The organism is Caulobacter sp. P1_B12_2, assembly GCF_056406675.1.
Genome location: NZ_JBFTZS010000084.1, coordinates 1 through 12,688 on the forward strand (window position 1 = coordinate 1; position 12,688 = coordinate 12,688).

A 12,688-nucleotide genomic window follows, 5' to 3' on the forward strand; every position below is an offset into this window, starting at 1 on the left:
CCGTGATACCGCATGGCCAGCGGCCCGGGCTGGTTGTCCGGCAGCGGCGAGAAGCGCCCGAAGTGCGCCAGCCATTCGGCGTCGGTCAACCCCTCCAGCCCCACGCTCGCGGCCGCCCGGTCGTTGCGGAACCGCAGGATGGTCTCCGGGAAGTCGGCGGGCGCCACCGGGTCGGCGAACTCCGGACCAAGGCGCATGAAGACGGGATCGGGGCGGTAGGCGGCGGAGATCGGCATGCCCCCGACATGAGCCGCCCGGCTCGCCGGCGCAAGCACGCCGACGGGCTTTAGAAGCCAACGGAAGATTGGGGATGTTGGACGAGCGCTGTCGCATCCGCGCAACAGGCGTGCTCGAACCGTTAAACCATAAGGTTTTTCCTTGCCGAGCACCCAGCGGGACCGTAACCCTTGCGTGTCAATTCGAACAATCGTTCGGGCAAGACCAAATCAAAAGGCGGGGGCGTTGCAAGCGCTCACGTCATAAAACGAACCGAGGTAGGAAATGCGCTTTACTCAGGTGCTTTGCGGCACGGCGTCCGCCGTCGTGCTCGCCGGTCTGATCCCGCTGGCGGCTCAGGCCCAGGATACCGAAACCCAAACCGTCGACAGCATCGTCGTCACCGCCCAGAAGCGCGAGCAGAACCTGCAGGACGTGCCGGTGGTGGTCACCGCGGTCGGCGCCAAGCTGCTGCAGGACACGGGCGTCAAGGACATCAAGGATCTGACGATCCTGACCCCCGGCCTGACCGTGACCTCGACCACGTCGGAAGCCTCGACCACCGCCCGCATCCGCGGCGTCGGCACGGTCGGCGACAACCCCGGCCTGGAAAGCTCGGTCGGGATCGTGATCGACGGCGTCTATCGCCCCCGCAACGGCGTGTCGTTCGGCGACCTGGGTCAGATGGAGCGCATCGAAGTCCTGAAGGGTCCGCAAGGCACCCTGTTCGGCAAGAGCACCTCGGCCGGCGTCATCAACATCGTCACCAAGGAACCGGAATTCGGCTTCGGCGGCGAAGGCGAGGCGACGATCGGCAACTTCAACGCCCACGCCCTGGCCGCTTCGGTGACCGGTCCGCTGTTCGGCACCGAGACCCTGGCCGGCCGCCTGTACGTCGCCGCCCGCGAGCGCGACGGCTATAACGACGTGGTCACCGGCAAGGGCCCCAGCACCCGCGACCAGGACGCCGACCAAGGCTTCTACACCGTGCGCGGCCAACTGCTGTTCGTCCCGGACGACAAGGCCACCTTCAAGCTGATCGGCGACTACACCAAGCGCGACGAGAACTGCTGCGGCGCCGTGCAGATCCGCACCGGCCCGACCGCCGGCATCCTCGCCGTGGTCAACGGCGGCCCGGTCCTGGCCACCACCGCCGATCCCTATGCCCGCGTCGCCTATTCGAACCGCGGCGCGCCGTCGTCGGTCGAGGACAAGGGCGTCTCGCTGCAAGGCGTGATCGACACCGACTTCGGCGAGATCACCTCGATCTCGGCCATCCGCAACTGGCGCACCGACAACGGCCAGGATTCGGACTTCACCACCGCCGACCTGGCCTACCGCGTGAAGGACGGCACCAACTACGCCGAGTTCACCACCTTCAGCCAGGAACTGCGCCTGGCGGGCCAGACCGAGAAGCTGGACTGGCTGGTCGGCGCCTTCCTGGCCGACGAGCGGCTCGATAACCGCGCCAACTTCCTCTACGGCAACGACTACGAGCAGTATCTGGGCCGTCTGCTGTCGCGCTCGGGGGCCAACCCGGCCGGCGTCGCCAACTTCATCGCCCTGCTGCTGAACCGCGCGCCCAACACCAGCTTCGTCGGCGGCCAAGGCCTGCGCGACCAGTACAAGCAGCGCGCCACCACCGTCGCCGGCTTCACCAACAACACCTGGCACGTGACCAGCGCGTTCGATATCACCGCCGGCCTGCGCTACTCGATCGACGAAAAGACGGTCGACACCTACCAGACCACCAGCGACGGCGGCGTCGCCTGCGGCACCGCTCTTTCGCCCGCCGGCCAGGCCCGGATCGCCGGCATCGTCGGCGGCGCCAACGCCGCGACCGTGATCGGCAACCTCTGCCTGCCCTGGGCCAACCCGCTGTTCAACGGCCGAGGCTACAAGCAGAACCGCACCGACAAGGAATGGAGCGGCACGCTGAAGGCCTCGTACCGCTTCTCGCCCGAGGTGTTCAGCTACGCCTCGTACGCGCGCGGCTACAAGGGCGGCGGCTTCAACCTGGATCGCGCTCAATCGTCCAACGGCCTGCCGTCCGGCGGTCAGGGCGTCGTGCCGGTCGCCGACACGTCGTTCCCCGCCGAGTTCGTTGACAGCTACGAGCTGGGCCTGAAGAACACCCTGTTCAACCGCACGGTGCTGTTCAACATCACGGGCTTCTATCAGGAGTTCAGCGACTTCCAGCTGAACACCTTCCTGGGCACCTCGTTCGCGGTGCGCTCGATCAAGGAAGTCACCTCCAAGGGCGCCGACCTCGACTTCCTGTGGTTCACCCCCGTGCACGGCCTGTCGGTCCAGAGCGGCCTGAGCTACGCCAAGACCAAGTACGGCAAGCAACCGGTGACCAACGATCCGGCCAACGCCCTGGCCCTGCTGCCGGGTTCGCGCATGTCGCTGGCGCCTGAGTGGTCCGCTTCGGGCTCGCTGACCTACGAGACCCCGGTCAGCGACACCCTGAAGGCCCGCTTCAACGTCGGCGCCAAGTACTCGTCCGACTACAACACCGGTTCGGACCTGTTCCCGCCGAAGACGCAGAAGGCCTACACCCTGGTCAACGCCCGCGTCGCCCTGGGAACCCAGGACGACAAGTGGACGGTCGAACTGTGGGCTCAGAACCTGTTCGACGAAGAATACACGCAGGTCGGCTTCAACGGCTTCCTGCAAGGCTCGTCGGGCCTGAGCGCCACCAATGCGACCTATGTGCCGGCCAATGACACGATCACCTATGACGCGTTCCTGGGCGCGCCGCGCACCTACGGCATGACCCTGCGGGCCAAGTTCTAGGCTCGAAACCCAACGGACGACGGCCTCACCGCCGTCGTCCGCCAGACTTGAAGGGCGATCCGGGCGACCGGGTCGCCCTTTTCCTTTGGGTCAAGCTTTCAACGAATCTCGAAGCGCCTCACCCTGCCTCAAACCCCTGGGGCGGGGCTCGACTGCGGAGGCGCATCGCATGAAGACCGTCCGACTGCTCGGCGTCTGGGTCTGCCTGTTGCTGGGCCTGGCGATCGCCAACCTGGCCCTGCGCACGCCCGCCCCCTTGCCGGCCAACGCCCCCGCCGACCAGTTCTCGGCCACGCGCGCCATGGCCGACGTCCGCGCCATCGGCCAGAAACCTCACCCCATCGGCTCGGCCGAGATCGTCCGGGTGCGCGACCATCTGATGGGTCGGATCAACGGCCTGGGGCTGGAAGTCTTCGTTCGTCCGGGTGAAGGCGTGCGCGAGGCGGCCGAGGGGTCGCGATCCGTGGCCGTGGGCGCGGTGCAGAACATCGTCGCCACCCTGCCGGGGAACGACCGCGACGCCCCGGCCGTGCTGGTCATGAGCCACTACGACACCGTCCACAACTCGCCCGGCGCGGCCGACGACTCGGCCGGCGTCGCCGCCGCCCTCGAGATCGCCCGCGCCCTGAAGGCCGGCCCACAGCCCGCCCGCGACGTGATCTTCCTGTTCACCGACGGCGAGGAGCCAGGCCTGCTGGGCGCCGAGGCCTTCTTCGCCCGCGACCCCCTGCGCGAGCACGTCGGGGTGGTGATCAACATGGAAGCCCGGGGCGACGCCGGCCGCGCGGCCATGTTCCAGACCGGCACCGACAGCGGCGATCTGGTCCGCCTCTACGCGGGGAACGCCCATCAGCCGACCGCCAACTCGCTGGCCGCCGCGGTCTACAAGCGGATGCCCAACGACACCGACTTCACCCACGCCCTGCGCAATGGGCTGCCGGGCCTGAACTTCGCCTTCATCGACGACCAGCTGGCCTATCACACGCCCCTGGCCACGCCCGAGCACCTGAACCAGGGCAGCCTGCAGAACCTGGGCGACCAGGCCCTGCCCACCGTTAGGGTCCTGGCCATGGGCGCGGCCCTGCCGGCCAAGTCGCCGGACCTGATCTATTCCGACGTCCTGGCCCTGGGCCTGGTGGCCTATCCGGTCAATGTGGGCTGGGCGATCCTGGCGGTCGCGGGCCTGCTGATCGTCTTCACCGGCTATCGGGCCCTGCGCGGCAAGGCCGTGACGCTCATTGAGATCCTGCGCGGGATCGCCGGCTTCCTGCTGCTGTCGGCCGGCGCGGTGCTGGCCCTGCACCTGGCCGGCCGCTTGATCGGCATCGGCGACCTGCAGCGCTACTACGCGGTGCTGGGCCAGTTCAACGTGCTGCTGCCGGGCGCGGGCATCCTGTTGATCGGGGTGTGCCTGACCACCCTGATCCTGCAGGCGCGCGGCGCGGGCCGGATCTGGATCACCGTGGCGGGCCTAGCGGCCGGCGGGGCCTGCAGCCTGGTCGGCGGCTTCGATCCCATCGGCCTGGGCCTGGGCGTGGCGGTCGTCGTCCTGGCCTGGCTGAGCCTGGGCAAGGGCGTGGGGGTGTTCGGAGCCTGGCTGGGCGCGCTTCTGGTAGTGCTGGGCCTGGCGGTCACGGCCCAGGCGCTGATGCCCGGCGCCTCGGTGATGCTGGCCTGGCCGCTGCTGGCCGCCAGCCTGGCCGCCGCCCTGGTCATGGCCGTGGGCGGGACCCGCGACCGCCGGGTGGCCTGGCTGCTGACCCTGGCCATCGCCCTGGTCGCCATCGCCGTCGTCGCTCAGCTGGGCGCCTGGGGCGCCTGGACCTTCGCGGGCGTGGGCCTGACCGAGCCGGCCGTGCTGGCGGTGTTCGCCATCCTGGCCGCCCCGGCCCTGCTGCCCCTGGCCTTCGACTTCGCCGCCTATCGCTGGGCCCCGGTGTTCGCCGGCGTCGCGGTGGCGGCGGGGGCGGGCCTGCTGCTCTATGCCGGGCTGGGCGACGGCGGCCCGACCCGGCCGCAGCCGGCCGAGGCCAGCCACTTGGCCGACCTGTCGACCGGCACGGCCTGGCGGGTCTCGCCCCTGCCGCGCCTGGATCCCTGGTCGAAGGTGGTGCTGTCGGACAACGACGCCAAGCCGGCGCATCAGGCCTATCCGCCGCTTTATCGCGATCCGGTGTGGATGGCCCCGACCCCCGTCCTGCCGGTCGAGCGGCCGGTGCTGACCCTTGACCGGGCCGGCGACCGCCTGCTGGTCCGCGCCGTGCCGACGGCYGGCGCCGAGGTCCTGACCCTGCGTCTGCGGCCCAGCGTTGACCTGGGCGAACCGCGCCTGAACGGCCGCCCGATCGTCCTGCCGACCAAGGCCGGCGCGTGGACCAGCCTCAGCTACCACGCCCCCGACCCCAACGGCGTCACCCTCAGCTTCACCGCCCGGGGGGCCGGCAAGGTCGAGGTGGCCGTGATCGAGATCCGCGACGGCTGGCCGCGCGGCGTTTCGGCCATCCCCGCCAAGCCGGCGGGGCTGATGGGCACGGGCTATTCGGACAAGACGATCGTGCTGGACCGCGGGGCGCTGACGTGGCCGGCGTTTGCGGCGGGGGAGACCCAATAATAAATCCGCTCATCCCGGCGAATGCCGGGACCCAGATGGAATGGCGGTGTGGTGGGCCCCACGAACTCTGAGCTCATCCCATGAGCCACCCAGCCTTGGGATCTGGGTCCCGGCATTCGCCGGGATGAGCGGTGGTTAAGGTGGAAGGCTAGATCACGATGACGCCTTCCCCCGGCTCCTTCGCATACAGCCCCGTCACCATCGCCGCCCGACGCTCCAGCGTCGCGCGCTGATTCACGTAGCCCTTGTCGGTGATCTCGCCGGCGTCGATGGACGGCGGTTCGGTCAGGATGGCCACGCGGGCCACGCGGCGTGAGCTGCCGCCGGCCGCCGCGTTGAACGCCCCGATCCGCTCGCGCAGGATCGCCGTCAGCTTGTCCAGCGGCGTGCCCGGCCCTTCGTCGGCGACCAGCGCCGTCAACCCGGCCGGCGAGGGCCAGACCATGGCGGCGATGAACGGCTTGTCCTGGCCGGCGATCACCGCGTCGTGGATGTAAGGGCTGCAAGCCGCCACCAGATCGGGGCGCAGCACGCCGACGCTGACCCAGGTGCCGCTGTCCAGCTTGAAGTCCTCGGTCACCCGGCCGTCGAACACCAGGCCCTTGGACGGGTCCTCGGGATCGACGAACCGCGCCGCGTCGCCCAGCTTGTAGAAGCCCTCCTCGTCGAAGGCCGCCGCGGTCTTTTCCGGATCCTTGTGGTAGCCGCTGGCCACGGTCGGCCCCTTGACCCGCACCTCGTACTTGGCGCCGGCCGGGGCCAGCTTCAGGGCGATGCCCGGCAGGGGCAGGCCGACCAGCCCGACCCGCTCGGTGATCCAGTGGACCACGGTGACCCCTTGGGTCTCGGTCGCGCCGTACATGGTGGTCAGCGGCACGCGATGGCCGGTCTCGGCCACGGCCAGGGCCTGCATGCGGGTATAGACGTCGTCCGACAGGGTCGCGCCGCCGTAACCCATGTATTTGAGGTTCTTGAAGAACGCCTTGCGCAGGACCGGGTCGGTCTCCATCGCCCCGGCCAGCATCGAAAACGCGATCGGCGCCGAGCCGAACACCACGGGCGAGACCTCGTAGAGGTTCTTGATCGTGGTCTCGAACATGCCCGGCAGCGGCTTGCCCTCGTCGATCCACAGCGTGCCGCCGCCCCAGATCACCGCGTTGAAGCCGATATTGCCCGCCGAGATGTGGCTCCAGGGCATCCATTCCAGGCTGTTGGGAATATCTTCGGACGGTTCGTCCGTGCGCAGCCCTTCCTGGCCGGCGATCACGCCCGCCATCATGGCGTGGGTCTGGGGCACGCCCTTGGGCATGCCGGTCGAGCCGGAGGTGAACAGGTACTTGGCGACCGTGGCCGGGGTCAGGGTCTCGCGCTTGGCGGCGACGTCCTTGGGCGGGGTGGCGGCCACCGCGTCGAAGGCGATGGCCCCCTCGCCCGCCCCGTCGGCGGTGACCAGCAGCAGGTCGGGCCGGATCGCGCGCAGGGTGGCTATGGCCTTGTCGAACAGCAGGCCGGACTGGGCGAACACCACCTTGGGCGCGACCTTGTCGAAGCAATGCTTGAGCTTGCCGTGGTCGGTCGACATCAGGCTGTAGGCCGGGCTGACCGGGGCGGCGGGCACGCCGGCGCCATAGGCCCCCAGGGTCATCAGGGCGTGCTCGATCGAGTTGCCCGACAGGATCATCACGCTGTCGTCGGCGGTCAGGCCCTGGTCCAGCAGCCACTGCGCGACGCCCTCGACCGCCCGCTGGGCCTGGCCGTAGCTCAGGCCGCGCCAGGGGCCGTGGCCTGGCTCGCGCTGCTTCAGATAAGGCCGGTCGGGATGCAGGGCGGCCTTGTCGGCCAGCAGGTGGCTGATGGTGCGCGGCCCGGCGCCGGGCGGATGGTTGGAGGTGATGACGATGCTGCCGTCGGCGCGCCGGTCGACGCTGATGTCGGCGCCCCGCATGGCCAGAGGCTTGAAGGGCGCGGTGCTCGGGTCGCGCGCGGTCAGGGCTTCGGCGCCGTCCATATCGCTCTCTCCCAGGTCGGTTATCGTTGTTTACGGAGAGGTTACGCGGCCTGACGTTCGCGTAAAGCGTGACGGGACGTAAAGCGTCTGTCCGTGTCCCAGACCTTTCAGCCGTCATTCCCGCCCTTGTGGCGGGAACCCCTGGTTCAGCTGACGGTGAAGCGTCTTGGCGCGCTGGCGCGCCACATCCCTATCCTTGCGGCGGATAGAGGGGTTCCCGCCACAAGGGCGGGAATGACGAGGCTTATATGTTCATGTAATGTTCCAGGAAAGGAGAGAGCCGCCATGGTCGCGCGGGACGCCTGGATCGCCGTCTACATGATGACGGATGACTACCGAGGTACGATCTATACCGGCGTGACGGGTCAGTTCTTCACGCGGATCGGCCAGCACCGAGAAGGCGCCATGCCTGGGTTTACACGGAAATACGTCCTCAAGCGTCTGGTCTGGTACGAGATCCACCACCTGATGACCGAGGCGATCCAGCGTAAGACGTCGATCAAACGCTGGCCCCGACAGTGGAAAATCAACTTGATCGAGCGCGACAACCCTCGTTGGGACGACCTCTACGCATCAACCTTCGAATGGACGCCTGTTCCTCGTCAAATCTGAGTCCAAACGCAGAAGGGGCCGCACGGCTTTCGCTGGTGCGACCCCTCATCCGTCGGCTGCGCCGACACCTTCTCTCGCAAGGGGAGAAGGAAGATGGCTACTCCGCCGCGACCTTGGCGCCGTAGCCCAGCACGGCCTTGGTCTCAAGGAACTCGCCGAACGCGTGGTCGCCCCATTCGCGGCCGTTGCCGCTCATCTTGTAGCCGCCGAACGGGGCCATCAGGTCGGGGCCGGCGCCGTTCAGGATCACCTGGCCGGCCCGCAGCTTCGACGCCACGGCCCGCACCTCGGACTCGCTGTTGCCCGAGACGTAAGCGGCCAGGCCGTATTCGGTGTCGTTGCCCATCGCGACCGCCTGGTCGACGCCGTCATAGCCGAGGATCGCCAGCACCGGGCCGAAGATCTCTTCCTTGGCGATGGTCATGTCCGGGGTGACGTTGGCGAACACCGTCGGCTTCACATAGTAGCCGGTCTCCAGGCCTTCCGGTTTGCCGGGACCGCCCGAGACCAGGGTCGCGCCCTCGTCGACGCCCTTCTGGATCAGGCCCTGGATCTTGTTCCACTGCACTTCCGACACGACGGGGCCGAGCTTGGAGTTGCCGTTCGGGTCGCCGACGGTGTGAGCCTCGGCCGCGGTCCGGGCGATGGCGATCACCTCGTCCATGCGCTTCTGGGGGACCAGCATGCGGGTGGGCGCATTGCAGGACTGGCCCGAGTTCATCATCACCGAGGCCACGCCGCCGCCGACCGCCTTCTGGTAGTCGGCGTCGTCGAGGATGATGTTGGGGCTCTTGCCGCCCAGCTCCTGGTGCACCCGCTTGACGGTCGGGGCGGCGTTCTTGGCCACCTCGATGCCGGCCCGGGTCGAGCCGGTGAACGACACCATGTCGACCTCGGGGTGCGAGCTGAGGCCCGCGCCGACCACCGGGCCGTCGCCGTTGACCAGGTTGAACACCCCGGCCGGCACGCCGGCGGCGGCCAGGATCTCGGTCCAGATCCAGGCCGAGAACGGGGCCACTTCCGAGGGCTTGAGCACCATGGTGCAGCCGACGGCCAGGGCGGGCGCGACCTTGCAGGCGATCTGGTTGATCGGCCAGTTCCAAGGGGTGATGAAGGCGCAGACGCCGATCGGCTCCTTGACCAGGCGCGTGGTGCCGCGGTCTTCCTCGAACTTGTAGTCCTTCAGCACCGCAAGCGCGGTCTGGACGTGGGCGATGCCCATGGCCGCCTGGGCACGCTGGGCCAGCCACGACGGGGCGCCCATCTCCTCGGTGATTGCTTTCGCCATGTCCTCGAAGCGCTTCTGGTACTCGGCGATGATCCGCTCGAGCAGATCGACACGCTCCTCGCGGCTGGTCTGGGAGAAGCTGGGGAAGGCCTTGCGAGCGGCGCGGACCGCCAGATCGACGTCTTCCGCCGTGCCCAGGGTCACCCGGCCGGCGACGGCCTCGGTGGCCGGATTGATCACGTCGACGGTCTTGGAACCCTTCGGCTGGACCCACTGACCGTCGATGTAGAACTTCAGGTAGTCGCGCATGGGATCCTCCTGGAGCGCTCTTGGGTGCGGCGCCCGTTCAAACAGTCATTCTAGTGATCGACGTTCAGTGTGGAAGCCCCCGCGTCGATCGGATAGACGGCTTATTCGTCGAATCTGTGGCTCAGCTTGAGGCGAAGGCATGCGAGACCCTCTGAAACGCGTTGGAGCCGGCGTTCTCGTCCTGACCGTCCTGGCCTGCGTCACCTCGGCCCTGGCGGCCGACACCCTGGATTTCAAGCTGTCCCGGGATCTGGAAACGGCGCGCCACAACACCACCGGCTTCGTCTTTCCATTGACCTGGTTCGCGCCCGATCGGATGCCGGAGGGCGTCGCCGCGCTCCAGGCGGGCCAAGTCTACAATCACGCGCCGGAGACGGTGGTCGGATGCGAGGCCGTGGTCAGCATGCCGACCAGCACGATCAGCCACGGGGCAGGGGAGATCTTCGCCGGGGTCTGCGTGATCGAGGTCGACGGACACCGACAAAGGGCCGCGATCTGTCATGACGCCATGATCGGCGATTCCGCCATCCGTCCGCTGACGGGCGCCGCATCGCCGGCGGCCGACAGGCGCGCGGCCGCTATCCTGATGCTCGACGCGTGCTTTGGAACCTGAGGCGGTTCACCCCTCATCTCACCACAGGGGATCGCGCTCGGCGGCGTGGAAGAGCTCGGCAATCCGCTTGCGATTGCCAGGGGTGACGTCGTCCGGCAGGGCGTCCGGCGCGAACCAGCCGACCTGGTGGATCTCGTCCTGGGGGCTGGCGGCGCACGGCTCCCAGGCGTGGACCCGGTAGACCAGCACGTGGTCGCCGGGGTGGTGGCGCTCGTTGCTGTGAGCCGAGACCAGGGTCACGGGCCCAATCACCCGGATGCCGGCCTCTTCCTGGAGTTCCCGGATCACGGCGGTCTCGGCCGTCTCGCCGCGCTCGACCCCGCCGCCGGGCAGATACCAGCCGTGGACATAGGTGTGCTGCACCAGCAGCACCCGGCCCTCGACGTCAGTGACCACCCCGCGCACGCCAAGGGTCAGCCCGCGCTTGAGGCGGAACCAGGCATAGACAAGGGGGCGGGTGAAGGGTTCGACACGGCGACGCCAGAGCATGGGATGAACCTACGTTTTGCCCCCTCATCTGTCATCCCGGGCGTAGCGAAGCGAAGACCCGGGACCGCCGGAAGCGCCGAGTTCACGCGTCGGTCCCGGATCTGCGCGCTGCGCGCTTGTCCGGGATGACAGAGCTTTGGTGGCTGTCAGCCTTGCGGTCAGCGCCCGCCCCCGCTAAAGCCCGCATCACCTTTCAGTCTCACAACGGACCCGCGCCCATGATCGCGATCGGCATCATCGCCATCTTCCTGGTGGTCATCCTGGCCCTGAACAAGTTCGAGTTCGGCCGTTTCGACTAAGACCGTGACCACGCGCGGCGCGGCCCTGGTCACCGGCGCCGGTCGCCGGATCGGCCGCGCCCTGGCCCTTGAGGCCGCGCGGGCCGGGTTCGACGTCGCCGTCCACTACCGCACGGCCCGGGACGACGCCCAGGCCGTGGCCGACGAGATCGCGACCCTGGGCCGCCGCGCCATCCTCCTCGACGCCGAACTGACGGACGAGGACCAGACCGCCGCCCTGATCTCCCGCGCCGCCCAGGCCCTGGGTCCCGTCACCCTGCTGATCAACAGCGCCTCGACCTTCGAGGACGACCGACTGTCCACCGCGACCCGCGAAAGCTGGGACGCCCATCTGGACGCCAACCTCCGCGCCCCGATCGTGCTGGCCCAGGCCTTCGCCGCCGCCTTGCCCGCCGGCCAGACAGGCCAGATCGTCAACATCGTCGACCAGCGCGTGCTGCGGCCCAATCCGCAATTCTTCAGCTACAGCCTGTCGAAAGCCGGCCTGTGGTGGGCGACCCAGACCCTGGCCCAGGACCTGGCGCCGCGCATCCGCGTCAACGCCATCGGCCCCGGCCCGACCCTGGCCTCGGTGCACCAGGCGCCCGGCGAATTCGAGCGCGAGGCCGCCGGCACGCCGCTGGAACGGGCCGTTTCGCCCGACGACATCGCCGGCGCCCTGCGCTACCTCATTGACGCCACGGCGGTCACGGGCCAGATGATCGCGGTCGACGCGGGTCAGCATCTGGGCTGGCGCACGCCGGACATCATCGGTTCCTGAGAGTCACCGTGGCCGCCCAACCCCTGACCAACGCTCCGAACGAAGCCCGGCCCTCGCTGGCCCGGGTGATCGTCACCAAGGTGTTCGTGCGCGGCCTGAAGGTCGAGGCCTGGATCGGGGTCTACGACCACGAGCACGGCCGCCAGCAACCCCTGGTCATCGATGTCGAGCTCGACGTCGCCGCCAGCCACTGCGAGGAACTGGGCGACACGGTCAATTACGAGACCATCCTGCAGGCCGCCCAGGCTATCGCCGCCGAGGGCCATATCGACCTGGTCGAGACCTTCGCCGAGCGCCTGGCCCAGGCCAGCTTCGCCGACAGCCGCGTGACCCGCGCCCGGGTGCGGGTCGAGAAGCCCCTGGCCCTGGCCCCCCACGCCGCCGCGGCCGGGGTGGAAATCACCGCCGTCCGGGGGTGAGTGCGCTTCAGCACAGCGCCCGCCTCTCCCCCTTCCAGCCGGAAACGGTCTGGACCCTGGAGGGCGCGGAGCTGGTCGAGCGTCGCGGTCCGCGCGAGCAGCGCTTTCCGCTTTCCGGCCTGACGGCCTTCCGCCTGGCCAGGCCGCGCGAGGGCGGCCGCCGCCGGGTGCTGACCCTGGCCTTCGGTCGCCGCAAGACCATCCTGACCGCTCAGAGCTATCTCGGCCCCGGCCGGTTCGACGACCGTCTGGCCAGCTTCTCTCTGTTTGCCCGCGCCGTGGCGGCGGTGGCCTCGGATCTCGCGCCCTCAAGCAAGACTGGGGG

The 12,688-nt window shown here is 68.9% G+C and carries 11 protein-coding genes and 1 pseudogene; 8 read left to right on the plus strand and 4 right to left on the minus strand.

Annotated elements, in window-relative coordinates; translation table 11 throughout:
* The coding region (locus tag AC1DZ6_RS07545; RefSeq protein ID WP_477096587.1) for a protein adenylyltransferase SelO family protein at window positions 1-236 on the minus strand (236 nt) is incomplete at its 3' end.
* 265 nt (window positions 237-501) lie between these two features.
* Here AC1DZ6_RS07545 and AC1DZ6_RS07550 point away from each other — a divergent pair.
* Together AC1DZ6_RS07550 and AC1DZ6_RS07555 are read left to right on the plus strand one after the other, a co-directional pair.
* Complete coding sequence (locus AC1DZ6_RS07550) at window positions 502-3,015, plus strand: TonB-dependent receptor (RefSeq protein ID WP_477096579.1); 2,514 nt, start codon at window positions 502-504, stop codon at window positions 3,013-3,015.
* Window positions 3,016-3,184: 169 nt separating this feature from the next.
* The gene (locus tag AC1DZ6_RS07555; RefSeq protein ID WP_477096580.1) at window positions 3,185-5,626 is read left to right on the plus strand and encodes a M28 family metallopeptidase; all 2,442 of its coding nucleotides are present in this window, start codon (window positions 3,185-3,187) and stop codon (window positions 5,624-5,626) included.
* A gap of 148 nt (window positions 5,627-5,774) precedes the next feature.
* Here the strand turns inward: AC1DZ6_RS07555 and AC1DZ6_RS07560 are convergent, their stop codons facing one another.
* Window positions 5,775-7,634, minus strand: a complete 1,860-nt coding sequence (locus AC1DZ6_RS07560) for an AMP-binding protein (RefSeq protein ID WP_477096581.1) — start codon at window positions 7,632-7,634, stop codon at window positions 5,775-5,777.
* 234 nt (window positions 7,635-7,868) lie between these two features.
* Here AC1DZ6_RS07560 and AC1DZ6_RS07565 point away from each other — a divergent pair, with 234 nt between their 5' ends.
* Window positions 7,869-8,246 carry a GIY-YIG nuclease family protein gene (locus AC1DZ6_RS07565; protein WP_477096588.1) on the plus strand — a complete coding sequence of 126 codons (378 nt, stop codon included), beginning with the start codon at window positions 7,869-7,871 and terminating at the stop codon, window positions 8,244-8,246.
* Between the two features lie 97 nt (window positions 8,247-8,343).
* Here the strand turns inward: AC1DZ6_RS07565 and AC1DZ6_RS07570 are convergent, their stop codons facing one another.
* Complete coding sequence (locus AC1DZ6_RS07570; protein WP_477096582.1) at window positions 8,344-9,783, minus strand: aldehyde dehydrogenase family protein; 1,440 nt, start codon at window positions 9,781-9,783, stop codon at window positions 8,344-8,346.
* A gap of 139 nt (window positions 9,784-9,922) precedes the next feature.
* Here AC1DZ6_RS07570 and AC1DZ6_RS07575 point away from each other — a divergent pair, with 139 nt between their 5' ends.
* The gene (locus tag AC1DZ6_RS07575; RefSeq protein ID WP_477096583.1) at window positions 9,923-10,396 is read left to right on the plus strand and encodes a hypothetical protein; all 474 of its coding nucleotides are present in this window, start codon (window positions 9,923-9,925) and stop codon (window positions 10,394-10,396) included.
* Window positions 10,397-10,414: 18 nt separating this feature from the next.
* Here the strand turns inward: AC1DZ6_RS07575 and AC1DZ6_RS07580 are convergent, their stop codons facing one another.
* Complete coding sequence (locus AC1DZ6_RS07580; protein WP_477096584.1) at window positions 10,415-10,885, minus strand: NUDIX domain-containing protein; 471 nt, start codon at window positions 10,883-10,885, stop codon at window positions 10,415-10,417.
* A gap of 152 nt (window positions 10,886-11,037) precedes the next feature.
* On the opposite strand from AC1DZ6_RS07580, the gene AC1DZ6_RS07585 reads away from it, so the two are divergent.
* The 4 genes and pseudogenes from AC1DZ6_RS07585 to AC1DZ6_RS07600 form a co-directional block, all read left to right on the plus strand.
* Window positions 11,038-11,184, plus strand: coding sequence for a hypothetical protein (locus AC1DZ6_RS07585; RefSeq protein WP_477096585.1), 147 nt, complete (start codon window positions 11,038-11,040; stop codon window positions 11,182-11,184).
* 4 nt (window positions 11,185-11,188) lie between these two features.
* Entirely contained in the window at window positions 11,189-11,944 is a 756-nt protein-coding gene (locus AC1DZ6_RS07590; protein ID WP_477096586.1) for an SDR family oxidoreductase, read from the plus strand.
* A 23-nt stretch (window positions 11,945-11,967) separates the two neighbouring features.
* Window positions 11,968-12,363, plus strand: coding sequence for a dihydroneopterin aldolase (gene folB / locus AC1DZ6_RS07595; protein ID WP_477096589.1), 396 nt, complete (start codon window positions 11,968-11,970; stop codon window positions 12,361-12,363).
* Window positions 12,360-12,688: pseudogene (locus AC1DZ6_RS07600) on the plus strand (hypothetical protein); the annotation flags it as partial. The gene folB and the pseudogene AC1DZ6_RS07600, both read left to right, overlap by 4 nt.

Coding starts and splice junctions, on each gene's coding strand:
- AC1DZ6_RS07550 (WP_477096579.1), top strand. CDS start 502: ATGCGCTTTACTCAGGTGCTTTGCGGCACGGCGTCCGCCGTCGTGCTC.
- AC1DZ6_RS07560 (WP_477096581.1), bottom strand. CDS start 7,634: ATGGACGGCGCCGAAGCCCTGACCGCGCGCGACCCGAGCACCGCGCCC.
- AC1DZ6_RS07565 (WP_477096588.1), top strand. CDS start 7,869: ATGACGAGGCTTATATGTTCATGTAATGTTCCAGGAAAGGAGAGAGCC.
- AC1DZ6_RS07570 (WP_477096582.1), bottom strand. CDS start 9,783: ATGCGCGACTACCTGAAGTTCTACATCGACGGTCAGTGGGTCCAGCCG.
- AC1DZ6_RS07575 (WP_477096583.1), top strand. CDS start 9,923: ATGCGAGACCCTCTGAAACGCGTTGGAGCCGGCGTTCTCGTCCTGACC.
- AC1DZ6_RS07580 (WP_477096584.1), bottom strand. CDS start 10,885: ATGCTCTGGCGTCGCCGTGTCGAACCCTTCACCCGCCCCCTTGTCTAT.